Source organism: Mycobacterium sp. 852013-51886_SCH5428379 (assembly GCF_001665575.1).
GTDB lineage: Bacteria > Actinomycetota > Actinomycetes > Mycobacteriales > Mycobacteriaceae > Mycobacterium.
In genome coordinates, this window is sequence record NZ_LZSU01000013.1 from 32,918 (window position 1) to 59,669 (window position 26,752).

Sequence of the window (26,752 nt, forward strand, 5' to 3'; positions counted from 1 at the left end):
GGGGGTCGCCCGGCCACCCGCGAGCGTGCGCAAAATGCCACAATTTCGCGGCGTGTCGCGTGTAAACACGCACGCTCGGGGAGTGGCGGAACGCCTACGGCGCTTCGTAGCCCGGCGGATTCGGGCTGTCCACCCACAGATCGACACCCAGGTCGGAGCCCGGCACGCAGTCGTAGACCGACAGGTCGGTGACTCCGGCGTCGAGCAGCACGTCCTCACACAGCAGGCTCTGGCCCGTGTACTCGCGGGCCGGCTTCGTCACCACCGCGTAAGCCGCGTCGGCGTAGACCTCTGGCTTGCGCGCACGTGCCATCGCCTCGTCGCCGCCGAGCAGGTTCTGCACCGCCGCCGTCGCCACCATGGTGCGGGGCCACAGCGTGTTGGAAGCAATGCCCGCATCGCGTAGTTCTTCAGCAATGCCCAACGCACACAACGTCATTCCGAACTTCGCCATCATGTAGGCGGTCGGTTTGAGCCACTGCTGCTCCAGCCGGATCGGCGGCGACAGCGTCAGGATGTGGGGGTTCTCGCGATTCTTCATGTGCGGGATGCAGGCCTGGGTGACGGCGTACGTGCCGCGCACCTGGATGCCGTTCATCAGGTCGAAGCGTCTGAGCGGCACCTCCTCGACCGAACCGAGGTTGATCGCCGAGGCATTGTTCACGCAGATGTCGATGGCGCCGAACCGTTCGACGGTCTGTACCACGGCTGCGGTGACCGCATCGCCGTCGCGGATATCGCCGACGATCGGCAGCGCCTGCCCGCCGGCTTCCTCGATCTCTGCGGCCGCGGAATAGACCGTGCCGTCGAGTTTGGGGTGGGGTTCGGCGGTCTTGGCGATCAGCGCAATGTTCGCACCGTCGGCCGCGGCGCGCTTGGCGATCGCCAACCCGATACCGCGGCTGGCGCCGGAGATGAACATGGTCTTCCCGGACAGGGGCTTGTCTGCCATGGCCTCACCCTATGCCGCGGCGACGGTCGGCCTGGGCGATGCGGCGCAGAATCATCGACGCCCGTTCGACCAGCGGCGAGCGCGGCCGCGCCGGGTGGGCCACTCGACGTCACGCCGCCTGAGCATCACGTAGCGGCGATGTCCGCCGTCACCGCATCGGTCAGCCGGATGAGATCTGCGGGTGCGACGGCGATCTCGAGGCCCCGCTTGCCGGCACTGCACAGGATCCGGTCCCACTGCAGCGCCGACGCGTCGATCACCGTCGGCAACCGCTTGCGCTGGCCGAGCGGCGAGATGCCGCCGAGGACGTAACCCGTCGACCGTTCAGCCGCAGTCCGTTCGGCCATGCTGGCCTTTCCGACACCCAAAGCGGCGGCCGCCGCCTTGAGCGACAGCTTGGCGGGCACCGGGACGACCGCCACCGCGAGCCCCTTCGGCAGGGCGATCACCAGTGTCTTGAAGATTTGCTCGGCGACCACCCCGGCGCGATCGGCGAGTTCGCCGACGGCTTCGTCGCCGAAGGACGTTGCGCGCGGATCGTGGTCGTACTGCAGCACCTCGTGATCCACGCCGGCCGCCACCAGGGCGGCGATGGCAGGAGTCGCTGCGCGAGACACGCGATCAGCCTAAGAGGTGGGGAACAGCGGGCCGCCCGCCGCTGTTGTGACCACATGCGGCGCACAATTCAGTGCGGCCGGAGCAGATGTCGGTTCAGCCTTTAGGATCGTGGGAGGGTTTTCGGTGCCAACGGCCTGCCTGGAACGTCCGGTGGATCTACCGGGCCTGTTCGTCGGCGCCCCAACAGACGCCCCGACAGAAGGGACGGTGTCGACAGAGATGCCCGACATGATGCCCGACACGGACGGATCAGCGGCCGCGCCGGCGGAGTCCGACGCCGAGCTGACCGCGCGCTTCGAGCGGGACGCCATTCCGCTGCTCGACCAGCTCTACGGCGGCGCACTGCGGATGACGCGCAATCCCGCCGACGCCGAGGATCTGCTACAGGAGACCATGGTCAAGGCGTACGCCGGCTTCCGGTCGTTCCGCGAGGGCACCAATCTCAAGGCGTGGCTCTACCGCATCCTGACCAACACCTACATCAACAGCTACCGCAAGAAGCAGCGGCAGCCGGCCGAATACCCGACCGAGGAGATCACCGACTGGCAGCTCGCCGCGAACGCCGAGCACAGCTCGACGGGTCTGCGGTCCGCCGAGGTGGAGGCCCTCGAGGCGCTGCCCGACACCGAGATCAAAGCGGCGCTGCAGGCGTTGCCCGAGGATTTCCGGATGGCGGTCTACTACGCCGACGTCGAAGGGTTTCCGTACAAGGAGATCGCCGACATCATGGACACGCCGATCGGCACCGTGATGTCGCGTCTGCACCGGGGCCGTAAACAGCTTCGTGAACTGTTGGCCGATGTGGCCAGGGACCGCGGGTTCATCCGCGGCGAACAAGCCCCGGAGGAGGTTCCGTCATGAGCGAGCAGCCCGAGTCGGAGGAGCGGTGGCGCCCGCCGGTCGGTCCGGTCGACCCCGAGCATCCCGAGTGTGCCTCGGTGATCGCCGAGGTGTGGACGCTGCTCGACGGCGAGTGCACCCCTGAGACGCGCGATCGGCTCAAGCATCACCTCGAGGAGTGCCCGGCGTGCCTGCGCCACTACGGCGTCGAAGAGCGCGTGAAACGGCTGATCGCGGCGAAGTGCAGCGGTGAACGCGCTCCGGATCGGCTGCGTGAGCGGCTGCGGATCGAGATCAGCCGGACCACCATCATTCGGGGCGGCTGACCGCTCCCGAACAGCAAGACGCCCGCCTGATCCCCTCGGGGACGGCGGGCGAATTGTTCGCGTCAGCGGGCGATCAGCGCACGGACTTCGAACCGGCGTTGGGTCGCTTGCCGTGGTTCGCCTTCGAGTGCTTCCTGTCGCGCTTCTTGCGGCCACGCTTGGCCATGAGAGTTCCTCCGTACGGTCTTCGGTATATCCGGCCCGCATCTCGTGCAGACAGGTCTCAGCCATTGTCTCATGACGCGGTGCATGCTCCGGCCACCCGGGGTGTGGTTCGATAGAGCGCGAAACTGCAGACAGTGAGTGGGGTGAAGATGGCCGAGGACGTTCGCGCCGAGATCGTGGCCAGTGTGCTCGAGGTCGTCGTCTCCGAGGGAGATCAGATCGGCGAGGGCGACACCGTCGTGCTGCTGGAATCGATGAAGATGGAGATCCCGGTGCTCGCCGAGGTCGCCGGAACGGTGACCAAGGTCAACGTCGCCGAGGGCGACGTCATCCAGGCCGGCGACCTCATCGCCGTCATCACGTAGCGATCGGTCCGTCCGGCCCCTCGGTGACATCCGATGTCCACACTCGGTGACCTGCTCGCCGAGCACACCGTTCTCCCCGGTAACGCGGTCGACCATCTGCATGCGGTGGTCGGGGAGTGGCAGCTGATCGCCGATCTGTCCTTCGCCGACTACCTGATGTGGGTGCGCCGCGACGACGGCGTGCTGGTGTGTGTCGCGCAGGTGCGGCCCAACACGGCGTCGACGGTGCTGTTGGCCGATGCCGTCGGTACCACCGCGGTCGCCCAGACCATGCCCCTGGTGGCCGACGCCTTCGAATCCGGCACGATCGGGCGCGAGGGCGCACCCCAGCCCGACGCGCCCGGCCTCAACGTCGAGGCCGTCCCGGTGCGCTACCGCGATGCCGTGGTGGCGGTGCTCACCCATCAGACCGCCCTGGCGGCCCACCGCACCGCGAGCCCGCTCGAGAATGCCTATCTCGACTGTGCCGGCGATCTACTGCTGATGCTGTCGGAGGGCACGTTCCCCAACGTCGGCGACCTGGCGATGTCCCGGTCGAGTCCGCGCGTCGGGGACGGCTTCATCCGCCTCAACCGCATCGGGGACGTCGTCTTCGCCAGCCCCAACGCGATCTCGGCCTACCACCGTATGGGCCTGACCGCCGAACTCGGCGGGCACAACCTGGTGACCGTCACCCGGCCCCTGATCTCCGACCCATTCGAGGCGCAGGAACTGGCCAATCACATCCGCGACTCCCTGGCCGGCGGGGCGAGTATGCGCATGGAGGTCGACGCGGGCGGTGCGGCGGTGCTGCTGCGCACGCTGCCCCTGGTGGTGCACGGCGAGGCGGTGGGCGCCGCCGTGCTGATCCGGGATGTCACCGAGGTCAAACGCCGTGATCGCGCGCTGCTGAGCAAAGACGCCACGATTCGCGAGATCCACCACCGCGTGAAGAACAACCTGCAGACCGTGGCGGCGCTGCTGCGGCTGCAGGCCCGCCGCACCAACAACGCCGAGGGACGCGAGGCACTGATGGAGTCCGTGCGCCGGGTGTCCTCGATCGCCCAGGTGCACGATGCGCTGTCGATGTCGGTCGACGAGGAGGTCAACCTCGACGAGGTGGTGGACCGGATCCTGCCGATCATGAACGACGTCGCCAGCGTCGGCCCGCCCATCCGCATCACCCGCGAAGGCGACCTCGGGGTCCTCGACGCCGACCGCGCCACCGCGCTGGTGATGGTGATCACCGAACTGGTACAGAACGCGATCGAGCACGCCTTCGATCCGACCGCCGCACAGGGCGCGGTGACGATCCGGGCCGAACGGTCGGCGCGCTGGCTGGACATCGTGGTGCACGATGACGGCCGGGGGGTCCCTGCGGGGTTCAGCCTCGAGAAGTCCGACCGCCTCGGGCTGCAGATCGTGCGGACCCTGGTGTCGGCCGAACTGGACGGCTCACTGGGACTGCACGACGGGGCGGGTGGCGGCACCGACGTGGTGCTGCGGGTTCCGATCGGCCGCGCCAGACTCAGCGCCCGGGTCCCGCAATAGCGTTGCGCGCCAGGGCACGGAAGGCGAGACAACGAAGACGGCCCCGGCGTTCGCCGGGGCCGTCTTCGTGGAAATCCGTTGAGGCGATCAGACTCCGGTGCGGGCCTTCGTCCGCGCGTTGCGCCGCTTGAGCGCACGTCGCTCGTCCTCGCTCATACCGCCCCACACACCTGCGTCCTGACCCGATTCCAGCGCCCAGCTCAGGCACTCGGTCGTGACGGGGCAACGGTTGCAGACGAGCTTCGCGTCGGCAATCTGCGCAAGGGCCGGTCCACTGTTTCCGACGGGGAAGAACAGCTCCGGATCCTCGTCGCGACAGACGGCCTTGTGGCGCCAATCCATTAGATGTAACTCCTCACTTTGTGCGCAGCACGGCGCACGAGCTTTTCTTCGGCTGTTAACGCGTGCACCCGAATGTTTCTGCACTGTTGCATCCGATGTTTTCACAGGCTCGACGGATGTCAAGAGAACTGCGTTAACACGTGTGCAACGTCACTTGGTGGCAACCCGGGACCACGCTGTCGGTGCGCGTACCCGGTTGTACTAGACTTCAACCCACATACGCCCTTGTTCGGGCCGTTGTTTCGGATCAGCCGAGTTCACAGCGTTTTCGTAGGTGGAGCGACCACGGCGAGCGCATCCGGCACCGACGTGAAGGTCATGGTGTCGCGCAGCCCGATGTAATCCCCGTCGATCTGGCACGCCACCGGCACCGAGGAACTCACCCGCACCCACGCCAGGTCGTCGTCGCGCACCAGATGGCGAGCCACCGGATCGGCTTCACGAGCGAACATCTGCCGAGCCAGACGCAAATTCGCCCACGCATTCATGCTGGTGGTCGCGAACAACCCCAATCCGGTCTCGAATGTGGTTCTCGGATTGGTCCAGATCGGCCGTGTATTCGCATATGTCCAGGGGCTGGAGTTGGACACGAATGCGAAGTGGACCCCGCTGATGGGGTCGCGGTCGGGGAGCGTCACCGTCAATGTCGGTTCTTTGCGCACGCTGGCCAGCATCTCGCGTACGGCAACGCGGATGTAGCGCGATGCGGTCACCGTCCGCCCCCGGGCCCGCTGCGCCTCGACCGCGGCCACCACGTCGCCGTCGACGCCGAGTCCCGCGGTGAAGACCGCCCAGCGCTCCCCGCAGTTCATCAGTCCGATGCGCCGCCAGGCCCCGCCCCGCCGGTACGCGCCGAGCAGGTCGACGAGCTGGTTGGTCGCCTCGATCGGATCGGGGTTGATGCCGAGCGCGCGGGCGAAGACGTTGGCCGACCCACCGGGCACGACGCCGATGGCGGGGGCGTCGCCTGCGCGGTCGCGACCGCTCAGCACGCCGTTGACCACCTCGTTCACCGTGCCGTCACCGCCGTGGACGATCAGTACGTCGACGCCGTCGTCGGCGGACTCGCGGGCGATCTCGATGGCGTGCCCGCGGTGGTCGGTGTGGACCACGCGCAGCTCGACGCGGCTCTCCAGGGCGTGCGCGAGCAGGTCACGCCCGGCCGCGGTGGTCGACGTGGCGTTCGGATTGACGATCAGCACGGCGCGCACGAGCCATGAGCCTAACGGCGGGCATCTAGTCTCGACAGCGTGACCGTTCCCGCGCCGACCGCTGTCCGCCAGGCCGCCGTGCTCGTGCTGCTGGAGGGTGCCGCCGGGCTCGCGGCCGCCGTGGTGCTGGTGGTTCGCGGGTTGATGGGCGCCGACCAGCACATCGTCAGCGGATTCGGCACCGCGATCTGGTTTCTGGTGATCGGTGGCGGGGTGTTCGCGGCGGGTTGGGCGCTGTGGACGGGCCGGCGGTGGGGCCGTGGCATCGCGGTGTTCGCCCAGCTGCTGCTGCTCCCGGTCACCTGGTACGTGGCGGTCGGCTCGCACCAGTGGTTCTACGGAATCCCCGTCGCGGTCGTCGCGCTGGTGGCGCTGCTGCTGTTGTTCAGCCCGGCGGCGCTGCAGTGGCTGGCCGCCGACGAGGATCAGATCTCCGAGGCGAGCGCCGACAACTCCGGTCCCGACACCCGGTAGGTGATCCAGTCGGTCTGCTGTTTGCCGCCGACGGCGTCGTAGAGCGCGATCGCGTCGACGTTCCAGTCGAGGACGGCCCAGCTCAGCCGGCTGTAGCCGTGCTCGACGCATTCGCGGGCCAGGGTCGCCAGCAGCTTCTGCCCGAGCCGGCGGCGGCGGAACTGCGGCCGGACGAACAGGTCCTCCAGATAGATACCCGCCACGCCGTCCCACGTCGAGAAGTTGTAGAACCACAGCGCCCCCGCGGCAACCTGCCCGTCGACCTCGACGATGTGCCCGTACACAGGGGGTCCGTCACCGAACAACGCGTCGCGCAACTGATCTTCGGTCACCGTGCACTCGGCGGCGGCGTGCTCGAACTCGGCGAGCTCGTGTATCAGCGCGGTCAGTTCGACCTCGTCACCGGGCCGGGCCCGGCGGATCTCGACGGTCATGGCGTCACCCCCAGTGCGGACAGGATCGTGGTGAATTTCGTTGTGGTCTCGGCGACTTCGTCGTCGGGGTCGGATTCGGCGACGATCCCGCCGCCGGAGTGGGCGTCGGCGCTGCGCCGGTCGGCCGACAGCTGCGCGCACCGGATGGACACCACCCACCGCCCGTCGCCGGACGCATCGCACCAGCCGACGGCGCCGGCGTAGAAGCCGCGATCACCCTCGAGCCGGTCGATCAGGGCGGTCGCCGCATCGACGGGGACGCCGCCGACGGCCGGCGTCGGATGCAGCGCGATCGCGAGATCCAGTGCGGTGGTACCACTTTCGCGCACTCGCGCGGTGATCGGGGTGTTGAGGTGCCATACGGCGGCGGTCGCGCTGAGCTGCGGTTGCGGCGCGATCTGCAGATCGACGCACAACGGTTTCAGTGCGGCGCGGATCTCGTCGATCACCACGGCGTGCTCGTGACGGTTCTTGGCGGACTCAGCCAGTGCGGCACCGCTCGCGCGGTCGGCATCGGGGTCGGTGAACCGTGGTGCGGATCCGGCGAACGGTCGGCAGGTCACCACGTCACCGCGGCGGGCCACCAGCAATTCCGGGCTGGCGCCGACCAATCCGGCGCCGGCGTACCGGCCGCCCGCGGGGGTGAGATCGGCGAAATAGACGTTGGCGTGCGGATCGTCGGCCGCCAACCGTCGCAGGACGGTCCGCGCGTCGATCTCACCGTCGGCGGCCAGCCGCAACGCCCGCGCCAACACCACCTTCTGCAGACCGCCCGCCGGATCGTTGAGCGTGCCCACCGCGGCGGCGACCCGCGCCCGGTGCTCGTCGGGGGCGGGCAGCGTCTCGGTGACGCGCACGGCCGGCAGCTGCGCAAGCGGCCAGTCCGGGAGCGTGTCGACGAAGCGCACCCGCTGCGGACGCATCAGCGCGGCCGGGCGGGTCTTGTCGAAAGGCAAGGCGCCCAACACGATCGGCGCCGAGCCGGACGTCAACGCGGCCCGTGCGTCGGCGAGGACGGGGTAGGCGGTGTGCATCCCGTCGGCGATCACCGCCCCGTCGGCGCCGGCGAGGACGAACGACGGTTCGGCCGTCACGGCGTCGGTGCGCACGAGTGGGGATACCCCGTGAGCGCCAGTGCGCTGATCTGGCGCACCCCGTGTTCCCATCCGCACACGGCGACCGAGGCAGCCACCATGGCGAAGCGAATCCCTTCGGCCAGCGGCAGTTCCACCCACCGGGTGAGTACCGAGCGCGAGAAGTGGCCGTGCCCGACGAAGATCACGTCGCGCTGTTCGAGATGCTGCAGCGCCATCTCGACCGCCCGGTCGGCGCGCGCGGCGACGTCGCCGACGCTCTCCCCGCCGGGACAACCGTGGGTCCACACCAGCCACTCCGGATCGGTCTCGCGGATCTCGGGGGTGGTCTTGCCCTCGTAGTCGCCGTAATCCCATTCCGACAGTTGCTCGGACACCTCGTCCACCGTCAGTCCGGCCAGCGCCGCCGTATCCAGGGCGCGGCGGCGGGGGCTGCTGATCACCAGGGGATCGTCGAGTTCCAGCCGCGCCAGCGCCTCGGCCGCGCGGGTGGCTTGGTCGCGACCGGTGTCGGTCAACTCCAGGTCGGTGCGACCGGTGTGCCGCCCCGAGCGCGACCATTCGGTTTCGCCGTGCCGGATCAGCAATAGCCGGTGATCGGTGAGGCCCACGCCCACCGATTCTGCCGCACGTCCCGGTGCTCGGCGGGTGGGCGTGTCAGGATGGGCAGCGTGACGCGAGTACTTGCGGTCGCCAATCAAAAGGGTGGGGTCGCCAAAACGACGACGGTGGCGTCGCTGGGTGCAGCGATGACCGAAAACGGCAAACGGGTGCTGCTCGTCGACCTGGATCCACAGGGGTCGCTGACGTTCTCCCTCGGGCATGACCCGGACAAGTTGCCGGTGTCGGTGCACGAGGTGCTGCTCGGCGATGTGGAACCGGACACGGCGCTGGTGGAGACACCGGAGGGGATGACGCTGCTTCCGGCGAACATCGACCTGGCGGGGGCCGAGGCGATGCTGTTGATGCGGGCGGGGCGCGAGCATGCGCTCAAGCGGGCGTTGGCGAAGGTGAGCGCCCGTTTTGACGTGGTGATCATCGATTGTCCGCCGTCGCTGGGGGTGCTCACGCTCAACGGTCTGACCGCCGCCGACGAGGTGATCGTGCCGCTGCAGTGCGAGACGCTCGCGCACCGCGGCGTGGGGCAGTTCCTGCGCACGGTGTCCGACGTCCAGGCCATCACCAATCCGGACCTGAAGATGCTCGGCGCGCTGCCGACGCTGTACGACTCCCGCACCACCCACAGCCGTGACGTGCTCTTCGACGTCGTCGACCGCTACGCGCTGCCGGTGCTGGCGCCGCCGATCCCGCGGACCGTGCGGTTCGCCGAGGCGAGTGCGTCCGGATCGTCGGTGCTGGCGGGGCGCAAGAACAAGGGTGCGGTGGCGTATCGGCAGCTGGCCGAGGCCCTGCTCAAGCACTGGAAGAGCGGTAAGGCGATGGCCACGTTCACCCCCGAGGTCGATTAGGGGCGCTCAGCCCGCGCCGAGGACCACCAGTTCGCTACCGCGCTGTTCGACGATGTGCGTACCGGCGACGGCGGGGATCACGGCATCCGGTGTGGCCGGCCGGGCGATCGGTAGATGGCGTTCGCCCGCGCCGTCGGCCGGGTTGAACACGTCGTAGCCGTCGGTCACCGGTACCAGTAGCCGCCCGGCCATCTCGGTGCCGGGGCCGAGCGGCAGATGCCCGCCCGACGGGGTCACGGTGTACTGGTAACGCAGCCCCTCGGCGGCGAACACCATGACCTCGCTGCCGGTCCACCAGGTGAGCAGGTCACCGGCTCGCGCGGCGGCGGCCTGCGAAGTGGCAGGCCGGCCGACCAGGGTGCTGGCGATGGTCGTCCCGGTCTCGTCGACGATGTTCACCGTCGGTGCGGGGGTGGGGAGGTAGACCGCCGTCGTGGTGCCCGACACCGCGATCACGCGGGCGTCGGAGTCGGCTGCCACGCCGGGCAACTCGACGTATTTGATGTCCGGGATGTCCTCCTCGTCCGAGGGCCGCAGCAGGGTCAGCCGCAGATCCGGTGCGTCGGGGCAGGCCTCGAGCACCGACACCGCCGACGAACTGGCCGCCGCGGACGTCAGACGGCACAGCGGGGTGATGGGCACGTCGGGTTTGATGCGGGCGTCCAGTGCGCCGTAGCTGATCATCCGCACCATGTCCGAGCGCCACAGTTCCAGTCGGTTCTCCCCGGCGGAGAGGACGGTGGTGCCGTCGGTGGACAGGGTGACGGTGTCATCGGCGTAGCTGGTGCGGGCGGCGCCCCGTTTGCCGGTGCGGCCGTTGACAGTGCTGACCTGGCCGCAGCCCCGCCGGTCGGGGTAGACCGCGACGGCGTAGTGGTAGACCGAGGTGACACCGCACAGTTCGCGGTCGCGGGCGTAGCTCCACAGGGCGGCCCCGGTGGCCGGATCGTGGCCCTCGACGGTGCCGCCGTCGCCGGTCACCACCACGCCGCCGACCACGACGGGCCGGCGTGTCTCGGGGCTCTGGGCGCTCCACAGTTCGTGCAGGGTGGTGGGAACGGCGTCGGCGGACGGGAGGTCCTCGATCGTGGTCGCCGCGGGCCGGCTGATGGTGGCCCTGGCGTCGCTGGTCCACCAGACCAGGGCGGCGGTCACCGCGATCACCGCGACGATCGCGGCGGCGGCCACCATGTCACCGCGCGTGCGGCGTTCGGGTCGAACCACGGAAGTCCGGGCTCGGAATCAGCTGCTGGTGGTTGTCGACGCCTTGCGCGGACGGCGCCTGCGCCGCCGGCGCGCCGGCTGGGCCTCGTCGCCGTCGGCGGGGCCGCTCGACGGGTCTGCGGCGGTGTCGGCAGGTCCGCTGTCGTTCGCGGGGGCGAAGTGCCCGGTGCTGGGCTCGCCGGCGCGCGTGCGGCGGCGGGTGCGGGTCCGGGTGCGGGCCGGCTTGTCGCCGGAACGGTCGGTGCGCTCGGAACGCTCGGTGCGCTCGGAACGGTCGCCACGCTCGGTCCGCTTCGCCGGAGCCTTGGCCTGCGATGCGCCGATCGAGCCGCCCGCGTCGGTCGGAATGCTCAACTCCTCGTACAGGTGCGGGGAGCTCGAGTACGTCTCGACCGGTTCGGGGACGCCCAGGCTGAGCGCCTTGTCGATCATCGACCAGCGGGGCAGTTCGTCCCAGTCGACCAGCGTCACCGCGATACCGGTCTTGCCGGCGCGGCCGGTACGGCCAATGCGGTGGACGTAGGCCTGCTCGTCCTCGGGGATCTGGAAGTTGATCACGTGGGTGATGTCGTCGATGTCGATGCCTCGTGCCGCGACGTCAGTCGCGACCAGCACGTCGATCTCACCGGTGCGGAACGACTTGAGCGCCTTCTCGCGGGCGCCCTGACCCAGGTCGCCGTGTACGGCGCCGACCTTGAACCCGCGTTCGGCCAGCTCGTCGGACACCTTCTGGGCGGTGCGCTTGGTACGGGTGAAGATCATCGTCGCGCCGCGGCCCTCGGCCTGCAGGATGCGGCTCACCATCTCCACCTTGTCCAGCGCGTGCGCGCGGTAGGCGAACTGCTCGGTGGTGTCGTGCGTGGCCGCCGAATGCGGCGCCTCCGCCCGGATGTGCGTGGGCTGGGTCATGAAAGTGCGGGCCAGGGTGATGATCGGATCCGGCATGGTCGCCGAGAACAGCATCGCCTGCCGGACCTCGGGGATCTGGCGCAGGATGCGCTCGATGTCGGGTAGGAAGCCCAGGTCCAGCATCTCGTCGGCCTCGTCGAGCACCAGCATGCTCAGACCGCCCAGGCGCAGGTGGCCCTGCTGGGCGAGGTCGAGCAGCCGGCCGGGGGTGCCGATCACGACGTCGACGCCCTTCTGCAGCGCCTCGATCTGCGCTTCGTAGGGACGGCCGCCGTAGATCGACGTGACGGAGAGTTTGCGGTCGCCGACGCGGAGGTACTTGGCGGCGCGGGCGATGTCCTCGTAGACCTGCAGGCACAGCTCGCGGGTGGGGACGACCACGAGCGCGCGCGGGATGCCGCTGAGGTCGCGCTCGGGGTCGGTGGTGATGCGCTGCAGCAGCGGCACACCGAAGGCCAGGGTCTTGCCCATGCCGGTGCGGGCCTGGCCGATGAGGTCGTCGCCGGCCAGTGCCATCGGCATGGTCAGTTCCTGGATGGCGAAGGGGTGTTCCTTACCGTCCTCGGCCAGCGCGCGGACGATCTCTTCGCGCACGCCCAGATCGGCGAAGGAGATCTTGGCGGGTTCGGCCTCGACAACCTCGGTGACCTGGGGGATCGCGGTGTCGTCGGTGGTTTCGGAAGTGGTGTCGGTGAATTCGGTCATACGGTAGGACAGTGCCTTTCGAGTCGATCCTCGTGGTTCATCGCGGATGTTCACGCGCGCACGAGTTTCGACGAAGTAGCACCGGGGCCCGGGCCTCATAGGTAAGGCAGACCGACTGCGTGCACGCACATTATCTCTGGTCACAGCTGCAAAACAGCGGACCCGTCGGCCATTCTACCTGGTGGGGTTCGCGATCTGTCGGCGGCGGCGTCGCCGTCTAGAGTTGCCGCATGACTCCGACCCAGCCCGCGGCCCCATCCGGGCAGGCCGCAGCCCCTGACGTGTCCGGCGTGTCGGCCGACCATCCCGGTGTCGTCGAGTTGTTCGCCTTACTGGCCTACGGCGAGGTCGCCGCGTTCTACCGGCTCACCGAAGAAGCGCGGATGGCGCCCAATCTGCGCGGCCGGATCAACATGGCGAGCATGGCGGCCGCGGAGATGAGTCACTACGAGTTGCTCCGCGACGAGCTGGAGCGCCGCGGGGTCGACATCGTGCCGGCGATGACCCGGTACGCGTCGGCGCTGGAGAACTACCACCGGTTGACGACGCCCAGCACGTGGCTGGAAGCGCTGGTCAAGACCTACATCGGCGATGCCCTGGCCGCCGACTTCTATCTGGAGATCGCCGACGCTCTGCCACCGCAGATCGCCGACGTGGTGCGCGGGGTGCTGGCCGAGACCGGCCATTCCCAGTTCGTGGTCGCCGAGGTGCGTGCCGCCGTCACGGCCAGCGAACGTCAGCGGCACCGGCTCGCGCTGTGGTCGCGCCGACTGCTGGGCGAGGCGATCACGCAGGCCCAGTACGTCCTCGCCGACCACGATGAACTCGTCGACCTGGTGATGGCCGGCGGTGAGGGCCTCACTCAGATCGCAGAGTTCTTCGACCGGTTGCAGGAGACCCACCGGACGCGCATTCAGGAGCTGGGCCTGGCCTGAGTCACTGCGTGCAGGTGGCCAGCATCGACGGGTTGGTCTGCGCGACCAGCGTCGTCCCGGCGGTATCGGTGATCGCGCAGGTCAGCTGCCCGCCGACACTCGTCGCAGTGACCGACTTGAGCTGCACCCCGGGATCGAGGGTGACGGTCTTGGTCCACGGCAGCGCCACGTTCAGCTCGGTCTGCAGCGCACCCTGCCGATCGGTGTAGATGACCGTGACCAGGTCGATGAGCTGCTTGTTGCCCGCGACGGTGTAGGTGATCGTGCGGGGGTCCGCTGTCGCGGCCGGCGGCGCCGCCGCGGCGGTCGGCAGAGGAGCGGGCGCGGCGGTGACGCTCGGATCCGGGGTCCGGGGGGCCGTCGGCGTCACGGTGGTCACGGTCTCGGGGGAGAGCGTGACCGACGGCGCCTGACGTGCGGACGGCTCCGGCGCCGCTGCGGTCGCCGGTGTCCTGCTCTCGGTGGGCGCAGCCACCGTCGCCGACACCGATCCGCTGTCGCCGCCGCCGAGGATGACCATCGTGCAGATCACCGCGACCAGCAGCACTGCGCCGGCCATACCGCCGATCCACACCCAGCGGCGGTCCACCTCGGTGTAGGCGCCACCGACGTAGGCGTCGTAATCCTCTCCATCGTCGCCGTAGCCGTAGTCGCCGTAGCCGTCCTCGAAATCGTCGGCTCGGCCCGACGCGCCGGAGTAGCCGTAGCTCTCGTGGCCTGCGTAGCCGGGGTGATCGTCGCGGTGCCGGGTGCGCGTGCGCACCGAGTGGTCCTGGTAGCTCGATCCGTGATCACGGCCGGAACGCCGGTAGGAGTCGTAGGTGCTGTAGTCGCCGAAGGTGCCGTAGGGCGAGCTGCCCGCGCCGGGGCGTTCGAGACGCTCGGTACGGGTGGGGGACTGGGGGTTCGGCGGAAAAGGCCTGCTCATGACTACTTCCGGTAGACGGGTGAGAGGGTCTGATCCGAGACTAACGAGACAGAAGTGACAGACGAGGCGCCAAGGCGACGTGTTGATCACGGTCCGGATTCGGTTCGGTCGCTCCCGGCTTCGCTCAGCGCGTAGTGCCCGCACAGGCGCAGTCGTGGCCGCGTCCACTAGCCTTTCGACAGGAACGCGGCAGCCGCCGGGCGGCGGCGACGGAATACGAACGGAAGGTTTCAGCGTGGAGGTCAAGATCGGTGTCACGGACAGCCCGCGCGAGCTCGTCTTCAACAGCGCGCAGACGCCGACCGAGGTGGAGAAGCTGGTCACCGATGCGCTGACCGAGGGCACCGGTGTGGTCGGGCTGACCGACGAGAAGGGCCGGCGGTTCCTGGTGCAGACCTCGCGGATCGCCTACGTCGAGATCGGCGCCGCGGACGTGCGCCGGGTGGGCTTCGGGGTGGTCGGCGCGGAGGCCGTCAAGAACGGGTGAGCGGTACGTGTGACAGTCCGCCCCAGGCGAACTGCACCGTGCCGTCGACCGCGTCGTCCTTGGAGATCGGCCGGTCGGCGTCCAGCCAGTAGCGGGCGCAGTCGACGCTGATGCCCACCAGACCCACCGCGATCATCCGGGCGCGGTGGGCTTCCAGCCCGGAATCCCGGCTGATCAGGTCGAATACGGCATCGGTGCACGCCTCGGTGGCGACCTTCACCGCGGCGGCCACCGACGGCTCGCTGACGTAGTCGTTCTCGAAGATCAGCCGGTAGCCCTGGCTGTCGTGCTCGATGAAGTCGAAGAACGCCTGCACCGCGGCGCGCAGTCGCTGCCGGTTGTCGGTGGTGGTGCGCAGCGCCTGCCGCACGCCGGAGACCATGTTGTCGACATGCCGCTGCAGCACCGCGAGGTACAGCTCGAGCTTTGACGAGAAGTGTTGATAGAGCACCGGTTTGCTGACTCCGGCGCGTTCTGCGATCTCGTCCATACCGGCCGCGTGGTAGCCGCGGTCGACGAAGACCTCGCTCGCGGCGATGAGCAACTGCCCGCGACGTTCGTCGCGGGGCAGTCGGTTACCGCGCCGGTTGCCGCCGGAGGAGGGCCCGGCACCGTTGGCCGGCTTGTCGCCTCTCCGCTCAGCGGTGTTGGCGAGATCGCTCATCACGTCCTTCAATCTGGTTTCGGGTGGCCCGTCTGACGCTGCCGGATCGGCGCGCTCATCCCGTCGACAGTACTACCGATGGCCTGACAGGCGCCTCATGACACCGGTCCGCCCAGCCGGTGGCGCGCCGGGGCCGGAAGTCGTTGTCGCTGTGCCATCCTGTTGCGGTGACCTACGACCCGGGACGTCACGGGGGCGGTCATGTTCCGGCGCTGCGCCATGAGTGGGAAGAGTCGGGACGTGCCGTGCGCGAACCCCTGCGCGCACATCGTGATCCGTTGGCGATCGACGCCGGCCGGGTGCGTTCGAACCGGGACGACCGTCAGCAGTGGCGCAAACAGTCGTGGCTGGGTCGCTTCATCTCGACCTACGGCTGGCGCGCGTACGCGCTGCCGGTGCTGGCGGTGCTCACCGTCGTCGTCATCTTCCAGACCATCACCGGCACCACCGCGCCCCAGCAGGTGGCCGACGAAGGCCCGGTGCAGGGTCCGCCGACCATCGGGGTGGACAGCACCGCGATCGTCGGGGCGCCGCCCAAGGGCCTCACCCAGTTCGACGCGAACCTGCCGACCGGGATCCTGCCCGCCGGCGGCGCGTTCACCGAGGCCGGCGCCAAGACGTGGCACGTCGTACCCGGAACGTCCCCGCAGGTCGGGCAGGGCACCACGAAGGTGTTCACCTACACCGTCGAGGTCGAGGACGGGCTGGACACCACCGGTTTCGGCGGTGACGAAGGTTTCGCGCGGATGGTCACCGAGACGCTGGCCAACCCGAAGAGCTGGACCCACAATCCGCAGTTCGCGTTCGTCCGCGTCGACTCGGGCGAACCCGATTTTAGGGTGTCGCTGACCTCGCCCCTGACCATCCGGGAGGGCTGCGGCTACGACATCCCGCTGGAGGCGTCCTGCTACAACCCGGCGTATCTGGGTGACCAGTCGAGGGTGTTCATCAACGAGGCGCGCTGGGTGCGCGGCGCCGTGCCGTTCCAGGGCGACGTCGGCTCCTACCGGCAGTACGTCATCAACCACGAGGTCGGCCACGCGATCGGCTACCAGCGCCACGAACAGTGCCCGGAGAACGGCGCGCTCGCGCCGATCATGATGCAGCAGACGTTCTCGACCAGCAATGACGACGCGGCCCGCTTCGATCCGGAGACGGTCAGCGCCGACGGGTTGAGCTGCCGCTTCAACCCGTGGCCGTATCCGATCGCCTGACCTGACCTGACCTGACCCGCCGAGCGTGCGTGTCTGCACGCGACACGCCGGCGATCGGTGGCATTTCGCGCACGCTCGCCGCCGTCGACGGGAAGCAATGCGCCACGTTCGCGGTTATGCCAGACGCCTATCCTGATATGCGTGCGTCTGCGTACCGCGGGCCGCTGAACTGAGGAGATATTCGGGTGTCGTCATCGTTGCCGCCGCTGGTCGAACCCGCGGCCGAACTGACTCGCGACGAGGTCGCGCGATACAGCCGTCACCTGATCATTCCCGATCTGGGCGTGGACGGTCAGAAGCGACTGAAGAACGCGAAGGTCCTCGTCATCGGCGCCGGTGGTCTGGGTTCTCCGACGCTGCTCTACCTGGCCGCCGCCGGGGTGGGCACGATCGGCATCGTGGAGTTCGATGTCGTCGACGAATCCAACCTGCAGCGCCAGATCATTCACGGCGTGTCCGATGTCGGCCGGTCGAAAGCCGAGAGCGCGCGGGACTCCGTGCTGGAGATCAACCCGCTCGTCACGGTCAACCTGCACGAGTTCCGGCTCGAGCCCGACAACGCCGTCCAGCTGTTCGAGCAGTACGACCTGATCCTCGACGGCACCGACAACTTCGCCACCCGGTACCTGGTCAACGACGCTGCCGTGCTGGCGCACAAGCCCTACGTCTGGGGATCGATCTACCGGTTCGAGGGGCAGGTGTCGATCTTCTGGGAGGACGCGCCCAACGGACTTGGCCTCAACTACCGCGACCTCTACCCGGAACCGCCGCCACCGGGGATGGTCCCGTCCTGCGCCGAGGGCGGGGTGCTCGGCATCCTGTGCGCCTCGATCGCGTCGGTGATGGGCACCGAAGCCATCAAGCTGATCACCGGCATCGGCGACCCGCTGCTGGGCCGGCTGATGGTCTACGACGCGCTGGACATGAGCTACCGCACCATCCGGATCCGCAAGGATCCCGCGACGCCGAAGATCACCGAGCTCATCGACTACGAAGAGTTCTGCGGCGTGGTGTCCGACGCCGCCGCCGAGGCCGCCGCGGATTCGACGGTCACCCCGCGGGAGCTCAAGGAGCTGCTGGACTCCGGGAAGCCGCTGGCGCTCATCGACGTCCGCGAACCGGTCGAGTGGGACATCAACCACATCGACGGCGCCGAACTGATCCCCAAGGGCGCCTTCGAGTCCGGTGAAGCGCTCTCGCGTCTGCAGGTCGACCGCACGCCGGTGTTCTACTGCAAGACCGGGGTGCGCTCCGCCGAGGTGCTGGCCATCGCGAAGAAGGCCGGTTTCTCCGACGCCATGCACGTTCAGGGCGGAATCGTGGCGTGGGGCAAGCAGCTCGAGCCCGACATGGTGATGTACTGACGGCTGTCGTTGCCAGGAGGGTGCCGGTCCGTTGCCCAGCCGTGATGCGACACGGCCGTCATCCGGGCTGGACCTGCGGCTTTAGCCAGTAACCTGTGCTGGTGAATTCCGAGCGACCGCCCGACCATGTCCTTGCGGCGTTCGGTCTGGTCGGTGTGCGGCCGGTTCCGCTGGGGTCCTCCTGGGAGGGCGGCTGGCGCTGCGGCGAGGTGGTGCTGTCGATGATCGCCGACCACGCCCGCGCGGCCTGGTCGGCGAAGGCCAGGGAGACGTTGTTCGTCGACGGTGTGCGCCTGGCCCGGCCGGTGCGGTCCACCGACGGTCGCTATGTCGTATCCGGCTGGCGCGCGGACACTTTCGTCGCAGGTACACCCGAACCGCGCCACGACGAGGTGGTCTCGGCGGCCGTGCGGCTACACGAGGCGACGGCGACGCTGGAACGGCCGCGTTTCCTGACCCAGCCCCCGGTGGCGCCGTGGGCGGACGTCGATGTCTTCATCGCGGCCGACCGGGCGGCGTGGGAGGAGCGGCCGCTGCACTCGCTGCCGCCCGGTGCGCGGGTCGCGCCCGGATCCACCGACGGACAGAAATCCGTCGAGCTCATCAACCAGCTGGCCACGCTGCGCCGGCCCACCAAGAGCCCGAGTCAGCTGGTGCACGGCGATCTGTACGGCACCGTGCTGTTCGCCGGTGCCGCTGCGCCGGGGATCACCGACATCACCCCGTACTGGCGGCCGGCGTCCTGGGCCGCGGGCGTCGTGGTGGTCGACGCGCTGTCCTGGGGCGAAGCCGACGACGGTCTGATCGAGCGGTGGGCGTCGCTGCCGGAGTGGCCACAGATGCTGTTGCGCGCGTTGATGTTCCGGCTCGCCGTCCACGCTCTGCACCCGCGGGCGACGGCGGCGGCGTTCCCCGGGCTGGCGCGTACCGCCGCCCTGGTCCGGCTGATCCTCTAGAACGCGAAGCGCACCTCGCGCAGCGCCACCCTGCCGTCGGAGGCGAGCACCCCCTCGGCGCGCAGCAGTTCGAGCTGGCGGTCGGCCAGATGGGCGGCGGGGCGACCGGACGCCGGGACGACGCGGTGCCAGGGCAGGTCGGAGGAGTCGGTGCGCATGATCCAGCCGACGATGCGCGCGCTGGACAGCCCGGCGGCGTCGGCGATGTCCCCGTAGGTGCTGACCCGCCCGGCCGGGATGGCGGCGACCAGTCGACGCACGGTCTCCACCTGGGCGTCGGTGATCGCCGCCATCACCGGTCCCGGTCGAGGTGCCCGCGGATCACCGCCGCGGTCTCCTCGGGCCGCGCGTGCGGCACCATGTGGTCGCAATCCCACTCCAGGACCGTGAGATTGGGTCCCAGCGCGGCATCCAGCGCGCCGAGCAGCTCGTCGGTGGCATACGGAGGGTGCGTGCGGGTGGCGCGCACCAGCGTCACCGGCATGCCGTCGCGCGGGACGGGGACCGGACGGGCGAGCTCGCTCCAGTAGGCCATCATCGCGGGCAGGCTGATCCGCCACCCGCTGCGGCCGTTGGGCAGTTCGACGAGGTGCTCGTCGAGGTCGCGGTCGAGTTCGGCCGCGGGCACCTCGCCCCAGGACCCCGACACCTTCTCCTGGCGGGCTTCGGCGCGATCGGTGTAGTCCGGCGAGGCGAACATGTCGTCGGCGATCTCGCGCATCCAGTCCCCGTCGAGTCCCACGGCCGGGTCGAGCAGCACCAGCCCGGACACCAGATCCGGGCGCTGCGCGGCCAGGGCTAGCGCGACCGCGCCACCGAACGAGTGCCCGGCCACCACGACCGGACCCTCGGCCTCGGCGTCCACGAGCGCCGCCAGCGCCGTGGCGTTCGCGTCGATGGTCCACGGCGCCGCCCACGTCGAGCGTCCGTGCCCGATGAGGTCGGGTGCGACGACGGTGAACTCGGGCAGGTGCCGGGAGAGCGTCTCCCACCGCCGTCCGTGCCCGGTCAGGCCGTGCAGGGCGAGCAGATGGGCGGGGCCGTCGGGTCCGTAGCGGTGCACGTGCAGGGGCATACAGCCGATGGTGCCAGCTTTCGCAGCGGACCGACTTGTCAGACCCCCGTGGTGTCATGCGTTCATGACCGCTTCAGACGTGGACACGGCGCCCCGGCCCATGCTCGATCCCGGCAGCCGCGGGTTGGTCCGGCTGGTCGGCGGTCCGGGTACCGGTAAGTCGACGCTGCTGACCGGTACCGCGGCCGCGCACATCCGTGCCGGTGTCGACCCCGAATCGGTTCTGCTGCTGACGGGTTCGGCTCAGCTCGGCGCACAGGCGCGGGCCGCGATCACCCGTGAGCTGTTGCGCGACGGCGTCCGTCGTGTGGTGCGCCAACCGCTCGTGCGCACCGTGCACTCGTACGCGTTCGCGGTGCTGCGGCTGGCAGCTCAACGCAACGGCGGTGCGCCGCCGCGGCTGATCACCGGCGCCGAGCAGGACGGCATCATCCGCGAGCTGCTGGCCGGCGACCTCGAGGACGGTGACCGTTCCGCCGTGGCCTGGCCCGAGGCGCTGCGCCCGGCCCTTTCGACGGCTGGTTTCGCCGGTGAGCTGCGCGATCTGATGGCACGGTGCACCGAGCGCGGCGTCGATCCCGCTGCGCTGCAACGACTCGGCCGGCGGTGTGGACGGCCGGAATGGTCGGCCGCGGGCCGGTTCGCACAGGCCTACGAGCAGATCATGCTGCTCCGCGCTGCGGTCGGCATGGCCGCCCCCCAGGCCACCGTGCCCGCGCTCGGCGCCGCCGAACTCGTCGGCGCGGCGCTCGAGGCCTTCGCCGCCGACCCCGATCTGCTCGCCGCCGAACGCGCTCGCGTCGGGCTGTTGCTGGTGGACGACGCCCAGCACCTGGACCCGCAGGCGGCGCAGCTCGTGCGGGTTCTGATGCCGGGTGCCGATCTCACGGTCATCGCGGGGGATCCCGATGAGGCGGTGTTCGGGTACCGCGGCGCAGACCCGGCACTGCTGCGCGAGCCGTCCGACAGCCCGGTCATCACGCTCACCCGGTCGTATCGCTGCGCGACCGCCGTGGCCGATGCGATCTCCGGTGTGGCGCAACGCCTGCCCGGTGCCGCGGCCCCCACGCTCGCCGGTGTCCCGGACCGCGCCGGGTCGGTGACCGTACGGTTGGCGGCGAGCACCCACGCGGAGTCGGCGCTGGTAGCCGACGCGCTGCGGCGGGCCCACCTGATCGACGGTGTGCCGTGGTCGGAGATGGCGGTCGTCGTGCGGTCCATGGCTCGGGTGGGCGCCCCGCTGGCCCGCGCCCTGACCGCGGCAGGCGTCCCGGTCGACCTGCCCGCGGCCGCGGCACCGCTGGCCGAGCAACCCGCGGTGGCCGCCCTGCTCACGGTGCTCGAGGCCGCCTCGGATGGGCTGACCGGCGCGCAGGCCGAATCGCTGCTCGCCGGTCCGCTCGGCCGGGTCGATCCGGTGTCGATGCGGCAGTTGCGGCGCGTGTTGCGCCGCGCCGACGGCAGCAGGCCGCCCCGCGACTTCGCCGATCTGCTCGTCGACGCTCTGACCGGGGAACCTCCGGTCCTGCCGACGGCGTTGCAGCGACCGCTGCGCCGGATCCGTGCGGTGTTGTCGGCCGCGGAACGCAGCGCGGCCGCCGGGCTCGATCCGCGGAACACCCTGTGGCAGGCCTGGCACCGCAGTGGACTGCAGCGCCGCTGGCTGGCCGCCGCTGAACGCGGCGGTCCGGCCGGTGTACAGGCTGACCGCGACCTGGACGCGGTCACCGAATTGTTCGATGTCGCAGAGCAGTTCGTGACCCGTACGCCCGCGGGTTCGCTGCGGGCCTTCATCGACCACGTGTCGGCACTCGGGCTGCCCCCGCGCAGCCCGGCCGAGCAGTCGACCGCCGACGCGGTCACCGTGCAGAGCGCGCACCGCGCCCTGGGCAGCGAATGGGAGTTCGTCGTGATCGCCGGGCTGCAGGAGGGGCTGTGGCCCAACACCGCACCGCGTGGCGGCGTGCTCAACACCCAGCGCCTCGTCGACGTCCTCGACGGCGTCATCACCGACGAGGACCGGGGGGTGTCGTCGCGGGCGCCCCTGCTGGCCGAGGAGCGACGCCTCCTCGTGGCCGCCCTGGGCCGCGCCCGCACACACGTCCTGGTGACCGCGGTGGACAGCGACGCCGGCGACGAGGCGATGCTGCCGTCGCCCTTCTGCGCCGAACTCGCCGAGCTGGCGCGCGAACGCCCGGGTGGCTCGCGGCCGGCCGACGAGATCGCCCCGGTCCGCGCACCCCGGGTGCTGGCGCCCGCCGCGCTGGTCGGCCGGTTGCGCTCGGTGGTGTGCGCCCCTGACGGCACCGTCGACGACGCGGCGCGCGACTGTGCCGCAGCGCAACTCGCCCGGCTCGCGCGGGCCGGCGTCCCCGGAGCGGATCCGCGGCACTGGCAGCCCCTGACGCCGCTGTCGACCGAGGAGGCGTTGTGGTCCGACGGCCAGGACGTCGTCACGCTGTCACCGTCGACGCTGCAGACGCTGACCGACTGTCCGCTGCGCTGGCTGCTCGAACGCCACGGCGGCAGCGACAGCCGGGACGTGCGCTCGGCGGTCGGCTCGCTGCTGCACGCGCTGGTGGCCGAATCGGGGCTGACCGAGACCCGGCTGCTCAACGATCTGCGGCGGATCTGGTCGCAGCTGCCCTACGAGGCGGCCTGGCACGCCGACAACGAACTGGGTCGGCACGAGGCGATGTTGACCGCGTTCGCACAGTGGCGCGGCCAGACCCGCGGTGAGCTCACCGAGGTCGGTACGGAGATCGACGTGGACGGCCTCGTCAGCGAGGCCGCCGACGGGGTGCCTGCGGTGCGGCTGCGTGGACGGCTCGACCGGTTGGAACGCGATGCGCAAGGCCGACTCGTGGTGGTCGACATCAAGACCGGTAAGACGCCGGTGACCAAGGACGACGCCCAGCAGCACGCTCAGCTGGCGATGTACCAGCTCGCCGTGGCCGCGGGGCTGCTGCCGGACGGGGACGTCCCCGGTGGCGGCAAACTGGTCTATCTGGGCCGCAGCACGGCAACGGGTCCCGCGGAGCGCGAGCAGGATCCGATGGGCGCCGAAGCGCTCGACGCGTGGCGCGCGCAGGTCGGCTGGGCCGCGGCGGCCACGCAGGGCCCGCGGTTCACCGCAAGGGTCAACGAGGGGTGCGCACACTGCCCGGTACGCAGCAGCTGCCCGGCCCAGACGGCGGGTGAGCGGCCGTGAGCGCCCGCTACAGCCCGGACGAATTGGCCTCGGCGCTCGGTCTTTTCGCGCCGACCGAAGAACAGGCGGCGGTGATCGCGGCGCCACCGGGGCCGCTGGTGGTGATCGCGGGCGCCGGGGCGGGCAAGACCGAGACGATGGCCGCCCGGGTGGTGTGGCTGGTGGCCAACGGATACGCGACACCGGGTCAGGTGCTCGGTCTGACCTTCACCAGGAAGGCCGCGGGGCAGCTGCTGCGGCGGGTCCGCACCCGGCTCGCGCGCCTGGCCGGCGCCGGGCTGGTTCCGGGCGCCGGCGGCGGCGACGCCACCGACATGCCGACGGTGAGCACCTATCACGCGTTCGCCGGAACGCTGCTGCGCGAACACGGTCCACTGCTCGGTTTGGAACCCGACACCCGGCTGGTCGGCGAGACGGAGCTGTTCCAGCTGGCCCACCAGGTCGTCTGCGCCCATCCCGGCCCGCTCGAGACCGACAAGACACCGGCCGCGGTGACGCGGATGGTGCTGCGGCTGGCCGGTCAGCTCGCTGAGCACCTCGTCGAGACCGATCAGCTCCGTGACACCCACGTCGAGCTGGAACGGTTGGTGCACACGCTGCCGGCGGGTCCGTATCAGCGCGACCGGGGCCCCAGCCAGTGGCTGCTGCGGATGCTCGCCACCCAATCCGAACGCGCCGAGCTGGTGCCGCTCATCGATGCCCTGCACACGCGGATGCGCGCCGACAACGTCATGGACTTCGGCATGCAGATGGGCGCCGCGGCCCAGCTGGCCGCCGACTTCCCCCAGGTGGGCGCACACCTGCGCAGCCGCTACCGGGTGGTGCTCCTCGACGAGTACCAGGACACCGGACACGCGCAGCGCGTGGCGCTGTCGGGGCTGTTCGGCGGCGGCGCCGACGACGATCTGGCGTTGACCGCGGTCGGGGACCCCATCCAGTCGATCTACGGCTGGCGCGGTGCGTCGGCGACCAACCTGCCGCGGTTCGCCACCGACTTCCCGCGCGCCGACGGCACCCCCGCACCGACACTGGAACTGCGCACCAGCTGGCGTAACCCGGCGAGCACGCTGCACCTCGCGAACGCCGTGTCAGCCGAGGCGCGTCGGCGTTCGGTCGCGGTGCGGGCGCTGCGGCCACGGCCCGACGCCCAGCCCGGAACCAATCGGCTGGCGCTGCTCAATGATGTTGCTGCCGAGCGGAACTGGATCGCCGATGAGGTGGCGCAGCGCTACCATGCCGCGCGGGCGGCGGGTGAGGCGCCGCTGACGGCGGCGGTGCTGCTCCGGCGCAACGCCGACGCCGCGCCGATCGCAGAGGCGTTGACCGAGCGTGGGGTGCCCGTGGAGGTGGTCGGTTTGGCCGGCCTGCTCGGCGTCGCAGAGGTCGCCGACGTCGTGGCGATGTTGCGGCTGGTCGCCGATCCGACCGCCGGCAGCTCGGCGATGCGGGTGCTGACCGGTCCGCGCTGGCGGCTCGGCGGCCGGGACGTCGCCGCACTCTGGCGGCGGGCCAGGGAACTCGACGACACCGGAGGTGCTGGACCGGAGGCCACCGCCGAGGAGATCGTCGCGCGCGTCGCCCCCGACGCCGACACCGCATGCCTGGCCGACGCGGTGTGCGATCCCGGCTCCGCCGAGCGGTATTCGGCCGAGGGGTACCGCAGGATCACCGCGCTCGGTGACGAACTGACATCGCTGCGGTCCCATCTGAGCTTCCCGCTGCCGGATCTGGTCAACGAGGTGCGCCGGGTGCTGGCCGTCGACGTCGAGGCCCGCGCCGCCCGGCCGATGTCCGCGGGCTGGTCGGGAACCGAACACCTCGACGCCTTCACCGACGTGGTGACCGACTACGCCGGCCGGCCGGGTGCGTCGGTGAACGGGTTGCTGGCCTTCCTCGACACGGCGATGGAGGTCGAGAACGGGCTGGCGCCTGCGGAACTGACAGTGTCCACCGAGCGCGTGCAGATCCTCACCGTGCACGCGGCCAAGGGATTGGAATGGCAACTGGTCGCGGTGCCGCACCTCAGCGGTCGCGTGTTCCCGTCGACGGGCCGCATGCGTACCTGGCTGACCGATCCCGCGGATCTGCCGCCGCTGCTGCGCGGCGACCGCGCCACCACCACCGACCACGGGGTTCCGGTCCTCGACACCTCCGACGTCAACGACCGGAAAGTTCTGTCGGACAGGATCAATGACCACAAGAGCCGGCTCGAGCAGCGCCGGACCGACGAGGAGCGCAGACTGCTCTACGTGGCGCTGACCCGCGCCGAGGACACGCTGCTGCTGTCAGGGCACCACTGGGGCGGCACGGAAGCAAAGCCGCGCGGTCCGTCGGAGTTCCTCTGTGAGCTCAAGGACATCATCGACCGGGCGGCGGCCGCGGGCAGTCCGTGCGGTGTCGTCGACCAGTGGGCGCCCGAACCGGCGCCGGGAGAGTCGAACCCGCTGCGCGGCAACGTCACCGAGGTCCTGTGGCCGGCCGAACCAGCCGCGGACCGCCGCGCCGACCTCGACGCCGGCGCCCTACGGGTGGCTCGCGCGATGGCCGGACACGATGTGACCGGCGGCCAAGGTTCAGAGGACCTCGAAGGGTGGGCGGCAGACGTGGACGCGCTGCTGGCCGAACGGGAGCGGACCCCGGATGCCGAGCCGGCGGCGCTGCCGGTGCAGGTGTCGGTCAGCACCCTGGTCGAGCTGAGCGGCGACCGCGACGGGGTACTTCAGCGGCTGCGCCGCAGGCTGCCCACCCCGCCGGCCCCGCATGCGTTGCTGGGCACGGCTTTTCACGACTGGGTGCAGCGATTCTATGGGGCCGATCGGCTGTTCGATCTCGACGATCTGCCCGGCGCCGTCGACGGAGCCGAACAGCTCGTCCAGGAACGGGAGCTCGAGGGGCTGCAAGAGGCGTTCATGGTCTCGCCGTGGGCGGCCCGCACGCCGATCGAGACCGAGGTGCCGTTCGAGATGGTCATCGGCGAGACGATGGTGCGGGGACGCATCGACGCAGTGTTCGCCGACGACGACGGTGGATTCACCGTCGTCGACTGGAAGACCGGTGCACCGGCCGGGGACCCGGAGGCGCAGCGGCAGGCCGCGATCCAGCTCGCGGTGTACCGCGAGGCGTGGGCGGAGCTGCACGGGTGTCCGGTCGAGCGGGTCCGGGCGGCCTTCCACTACGTGCGGTCGGGTCGCACCGTGCATCCGCCCGCGCTGCCGGATGCCGCCGAGTTGGCGTCGATGTTGCGGACGGAGGCGGCGTGA

General features: G+C 70.2%; 27 protein-coding genes. 13 read left to right on the forward strand and 14 right to left on the reverse strand.

The window, feature by feature from the left end; genetic code table 11:
- Positions 1-94: 94 nt before the first annotated feature.
- Complete coding sequence (locus A5757_RS04450; protein ID WP_082929310.1) at positions 95-952, reverse strand: NAD(P)-dependent oxidoreductase; 858 nt, start codon at positions 950-952, stop codon at positions 95-97.
- A gap of 125 nt (positions 953-1,077) precedes the next feature.
- Positions 1,078-1,569: a Cys-tRNA(Pro) deacylase gene (gene ybaK / locus A5757_RS04455; protein WP_066829039.1), complete on the reverse strand. Its 492-nt coding sequence runs from the start codon at positions 1,567-1,569 to the stop codon at positions 1,078-1,080.
- 232 nt (positions 1,570-1,801) lie between these two features.
- On the opposite strand from ybaK, the gene A5757_RS04460 reads away from it, so the two are divergent.
- Complete coding sequence (locus tag A5757_RS04460) at positions 1,802-2,431, forward strand: sigma-70 family RNA polymerase sigma factor (protein ID WP_066829124.1); 630 nt, start codon at positions 1,802-1,804, stop codon at positions 2,429-2,431.
- Positions 2,428-2,736 carry a mycothiol system anti-sigma-R factor gene (rsrA, locus tag A5757_RS04465; RefSeq protein WP_066829042.1) on the forward strand — a complete coding sequence of 103 codons (309 nt, stop codon included), beginning with the start codon at positions 2,428-2,430 and terminating at the stop codon, positions 2,734-2,736. The genes A5757_RS04460 and rsrA overlap by 4 nt, the downstream gene beginning before the upstream one ends.
- A gap of 73 nt (positions 2,737-2,809) precedes the next feature.
- Here rsrA and A5757_RS24010 read toward each other — a convergent pair whose 3' ends face one another.
- Positions 2,810-2,902: a 50S ribosomal protein bL37 gene (locus A5757_RS24010; RefSeq protein WP_003882799.1), complete on the reverse strand. Its 93-nt coding sequence runs from the start codon at positions 2,900-2,902 to the stop codon at positions 2,810-2,812.
- 148 nt (positions 2,903-3,050) lie between these two features.
- Between A5757_RS24010 and A5757_RS04470 the strand changes: the two genes are divergently transcribed.
- Positions 3,051-3,266, forward strand: coding sequence for a biotin/lipoyl-binding carrier protein (locus A5757_RS04470; protein WP_066829127.1), 216 nt, complete (start codon positions 3,051-3,053; stop codon positions 3,264-3,266).
- A gap of 33 nt (positions 3,267-3,299) precedes the next feature.
- Positions 3,300-4,796 (forward strand): sensor histidine kinase, encoded by a 1,497-nt coding sequence (locus A5757_RS04475; protein ID WP_066829044.1) that lies wholly within the window; start codon positions 3,300-3,302, stop codon positions 4,794-4,796.
- Positions 4,797-4,883: 87 nt separating this feature from the next.
- Here A5757_RS04475 and whiB1 read toward each other — a convergent pair whose 3' ends face one another.
- Complete coding sequence (gene whiB1, locus A5757_RS04480) at positions 4,884-5,138, reverse strand: transcriptional regulator WhiB1 (RefSeq protein ID WP_003893300.1); 255 nt, start codon at positions 5,136-5,138, stop codon at positions 4,884-4,886.
- 257 nt (positions 5,139-5,395) lie between these two features.
- Positions 5,396-6,349, reverse strand: a complete 954-nt coding sequence (locus A5757_RS04485) for a diacylglycerol kinase family protein (protein ID WP_066829048.1) — start codon at positions 6,347-6,349, stop codon at positions 5,396-5,398.
- 39 nt (positions 6,350-6,388) lie between these two features.
- On the opposite strand from A5757_RS04485, the gene A5757_RS04490 reads away from it, so the two are divergent.
- Positions 6,389-6,823 (forward strand): hypothetical protein, encoded by a 435-nt coding sequence (locus A5757_RS04490; protein WP_066829049.1) that lies wholly within the window; start codon positions 6,389-6,391, stop codon positions 6,821-6,823.
- On the opposite strand, the gene A5757_RS04495 is transcribed toward A5757_RS04490, so the two are convergent.
- Genes A5757_RS04495 through A5757_RS04505 form a run of 3 tightly spaced genes read right to left on the reverse strand, consistent with a single transcriptional unit; the run spans position 6,775 to position 8,962 of the window.
- Entirely contained in the window at positions 6,775-7,257 is a 483-nt protein-coding gene (locus A5757_RS04495; RefSeq protein WP_066829050.1) for a GNAT family N-acetyltransferase, read from the reverse strand. The two genes, A5757_RS04490 and A5757_RS04495, sit on opposite strands and share 49 nt — an antisense overlap.
- Positions 7,254-8,351 carry an isochorismate synthase MenF gene (locus A5757_RS04500; protein ID WP_066829130.1) on the reverse strand — a complete coding sequence of 366 codons (1,098 nt, stop codon included), beginning with the start codon at positions 8,349-8,351 and terminating at the stop codon, positions 7,254-7,256. The genes A5757_RS04495 and A5757_RS04500 overlap by 4 nt, the downstream gene beginning before the upstream one ends.
- Positions 8,348-8,962, reverse strand: a complete 615-nt coding sequence (locus A5757_RS04505) for an acid phosphatase (protein WP_066829051.1) — start codon at positions 8,960-8,962, stop codon at positions 8,348-8,350. Before A5757_RS04505 ends, A5757_RS04500 begins: the two co-directional genes overlap by 4 nt.
- A 51-nt stretch (positions 8,963-9,013) precedes the next feature.
- Between A5757_RS04505 and A5757_RS04510 the strand changes: the two genes are divergently transcribed.
- On the forward strand, positions 9,014-9,820 hold the full coding sequence (locus tag A5757_RS04510) for a ParA family protein (protein ID WP_197497248.1): 807 nt from the start codon (positions 9,014-9,016) through the stop codon (positions 9,818-9,820).
- A gap of 6 nt (positions 9,821-9,826) precedes the next feature.
- Here the strand turns inward: A5757_RS04510 and A5757_RS04515 are convergent, their stop codons facing one another.
- On the reverse strand, positions 9,827-11,044 hold the full coding sequence (locus A5757_RS04515) for a hypothetical protein (RefSeq protein ID WP_066829053.1): 1,218 nt from the start codon (positions 11,042-11,044) through the stop codon (positions 9,827-9,829).
- An 18-nt stretch (positions 11,045-11,062) separates the two neighbouring features.
- A complete protein-coding gene (locus A5757_RS04520; protein ID WP_082929312.1) occupies positions 11,063-12,658 on the reverse strand; it encodes a DEAD/DEAH box helicase in 1,596 nt (531 codons plus the stop codon).
- A gap of 230 nt (positions 12,659-12,888) precedes the next feature.
- Here A5757_RS04520 and A5757_RS04525 point away from each other — a divergent pair, with 230 nt between their 5' ends.
- The gene (locus A5757_RS04525) at positions 12,889-13,593 is read left to right on the forward strand and encodes a ferritin-like fold-containing protein (RefSeq protein WP_066829055.1); all 705 of its coding nucleotides are present in this window, start codon (positions 12,889-12,891) and stop codon (positions 13,591-13,593) included.
- A 1-nt stretch (position 13,594) separates the two neighbouring features.
- Here A5757_RS04525 and A5757_RS04530 read toward each other — a convergent pair whose 3' ends face one another.
- Positions 13,595-14,521: a hypothetical protein gene (locus A5757_RS04530; RefSeq protein WP_066829057.1), complete on the reverse strand. Its 927-nt coding sequence runs from the start codon at positions 14,519-14,521 to the stop codon at positions 13,595-13,597.
- Positions 14,522-14,756: 235 nt separating this feature from the next.
- Between A5757_RS04530 and A5757_RS04535 the strand changes: the two genes are divergently transcribed.
- The gene (locus tag A5757_RS04535; protein ID WP_066829059.1) at positions 14,757-15,008 is read left to right on the forward strand and encodes a DUF3107 domain-containing protein; all 252 of its coding nucleotides are present in this window, start codon (positions 14,757-14,759) and stop codon (positions 15,006-15,008) included.
- Here the strand turns inward: A5757_RS04535 and A5757_RS04540 are convergent.
- Positions 14,995-15,672 (reverse strand): TetR/AcrR family transcriptional regulator, encoded by a 678-nt coding sequence (locus A5757_RS04540; RefSeq protein ID WP_066829063.1) that lies wholly within the window; start codon positions 15,670-15,672, stop codon positions 14,995-14,997. The genes A5757_RS04535 and A5757_RS04540 overlap by 14 nt on opposite strands.
- A 167-nt stretch (positions 15,673-15,839) precedes the next feature.
- Here A5757_RS04540 and A5757_RS04545 point away from each other — a divergent pair, with 167 nt between their 5' ends.
- The 3 genes from A5757_RS04545 to A5757_RS04555 all read left to right on the forward strand — a co-directional run bounded on the left by A5757_RS04545 (position 15,840) and on the right by A5757_RS04555 (position 19,206).
- Positions 15,840-16,886: a DUF3152 domain-containing protein gene (locus A5757_RS04545; protein WP_066829065.1), complete on the forward strand. Its 1,047-nt coding sequence runs from the start codon at positions 15,840-15,842 to the stop codon at positions 16,884-16,886.
- 185 nt (positions 16,887-17,071) lie between these two features.
- Positions 17,072-18,250: an adenylyltransferase/sulfurtransferase MoeZ gene (moeZ, locus tag A5757_RS04550; RefSeq protein WP_066829067.1), complete on the forward strand. Its 1,179-nt coding sequence runs from the start codon at positions 17,072-17,074 to the stop codon at positions 18,248-18,250.
- 101 nt (positions 18,251-18,351) lie between these two features.
- Positions 18,352-19,206 (forward strand): TIGR02569 family protein, encoded by an 855-nt coding sequence (locus A5757_RS04555; RefSeq protein ID WP_066829137.1) that lies wholly within the window; start codon positions 18,352-18,354, stop codon positions 19,204-19,206.
- On the opposite strand, the gene A5757_RS04560 is transcribed toward A5757_RS04555, so the two are convergent.
- A complete protein-coding gene (locus A5757_RS04560) occupies positions 19,203-19,499 on the reverse strand; it encodes an MGMT family protein (RefSeq protein WP_066829069.1) in 297 nt (98 codons plus the stop codon). The two genes, A5757_RS04555 and A5757_RS04560, sit on opposite strands and share 4 nt — an antisense overlap.
- Entirely contained in the window at positions 19,499-20,281 is a 783-nt protein-coding gene (locus A5757_RS04565; RefSeq protein WP_066829071.1) for an alpha/beta fold hydrolase, read from the reverse strand. Before A5757_RS04565 ends, A5757_RS04560 begins: the two co-directional genes overlap by 1 nt.
- Before the next feature lie 64 nt (positions 20,282-20,345).
- Here A5757_RS04565 and A5757_RS04570 point away from each other — a divergent pair, with 64 nt between their 5' ends.
- A complete protein-coding gene (locus A5757_RS04570) occupies positions 20,346-23,492 on the forward strand; it encodes an ATP-dependent DNA helicase (RefSeq protein ID WP_066829073.1) in 3,147 nt (1,048 codons plus the stop codon).
- Positions 23,489-26,752: an ATP-dependent DNA helicase gene (locus tag A5757_RS04575; protein WP_066829075.1), complete on the forward strand. Its 3,264-nt coding sequence runs from the start codon at positions 23,489-23,491 to the stop codon at positions 26,750-26,752. Before A5757_RS04570 ends, A5757_RS04575 begins: the two co-directional genes overlap by 4 nt.

Coding starts and splice junctions, on each gene's coding strand:
- A5757_RS04450 (WP_082929310.1), bottom strand. CDS start 952: ATGGCAGACAAGCCCCTGTCCGGGAAGACCATGTTCATCTCCGGCGCC.
- A5757_RS04460 (WP_066829124.1), top strand. CDS start 1,802: ATGCCCGACACGGACGGATCAGCGGCCGCGCCGGCGGAGTCCGACGCC.
- rsrA (WP_066829042.1), top strand. CDS start 2,428: ATGAGCGAGCAGCCCGAGTCGGAGGAGCGGTGGCGCCCGCCGGTCGGT.
- A5757_RS24010 (WP_003882799.1), bottom strand. CDS start 2,902: ATGGCCAAGCGTGGCCGCAAGAAGCGCGACAGGAAGCACTCGAAGGCG.
- A5757_RS04470 (WP_066829127.1), top strand. CDS start 3,051: ATGGCCGAGGACGTTCGCGCCGAGATCGTGGCCAGTGTGCTCGAGGTC.
- A5757_RS04475 (WP_066829044.1), top strand. CDS start 3,300: ATGTCCACACTCGGTGACCTGCTCGCCGAGCACACCGTTCTCCCCGGT.
- whiB1 (WP_003893300.1), bottom strand. CDS start 5,138: ATGGATTGGCGCCACAAGGCCGTCTGTCGCGACGAGGATCCGGAGCTG.
- A5757_RS04495 (WP_066829050.1), bottom strand. CDS start 7,257: ATGACCGTCGAGATCCGCCGGGCCCGGCCCGGTGACGAGGTCGAACTG.
- A5757_RS04510 (WP_197497248.1), top strand. CDS start 9,014: ATGGGCAGCGTGACGCGAGTACTTGCGGTCGCCAATCAAAAGGGTGGG.
- A5757_RS04520 (WP_082929312.1), bottom strand. CDS start 12,658: ATGACCGAATTCACCGACACCACTTCCGAAACCACCGACGACACCGCG.
- A5757_RS04525 (WP_066829055.1), top strand. CDS start 12,889: ATGACTCCGACCCAGCCCGCGGCCCCATCCGGGCAGGCCGCAGCCCCT.
- A5757_RS04530 (WP_066829057.1), bottom strand. CDS start 14,521: ATGAGCAGGCCTTTTCCGCCGAACCCCCAGTCCCCCACCCGTACCGAG.
- A5757_RS04540 (WP_066829063.1), bottom strand. CDS start 15,672: ATGAGCGATCTCGCCAACACCGCTGAGCGGAGAGGCGACAAGCCGGCC.
- A5757_RS04560 (WP_066829069.1), bottom strand. CDS start 19,499: ATGGCGGCGATCACCGACGCCCAGGTGGAGACCGTGCGTCGACTGGTC.
- A5757_RS04565 (WP_066829071.1), bottom strand. CDS start 20,281: ATGCCCCTGCACGTGCACCGCTACGGACCCGACGGCCCCGCCCATCTG.
- A5757_RS04570 (WP_066829073.1), top strand. CDS start 20,346: ATGACCGCTTCAGACGTGGACACGGCGCCCCGGCCCATGCTCGATCCC.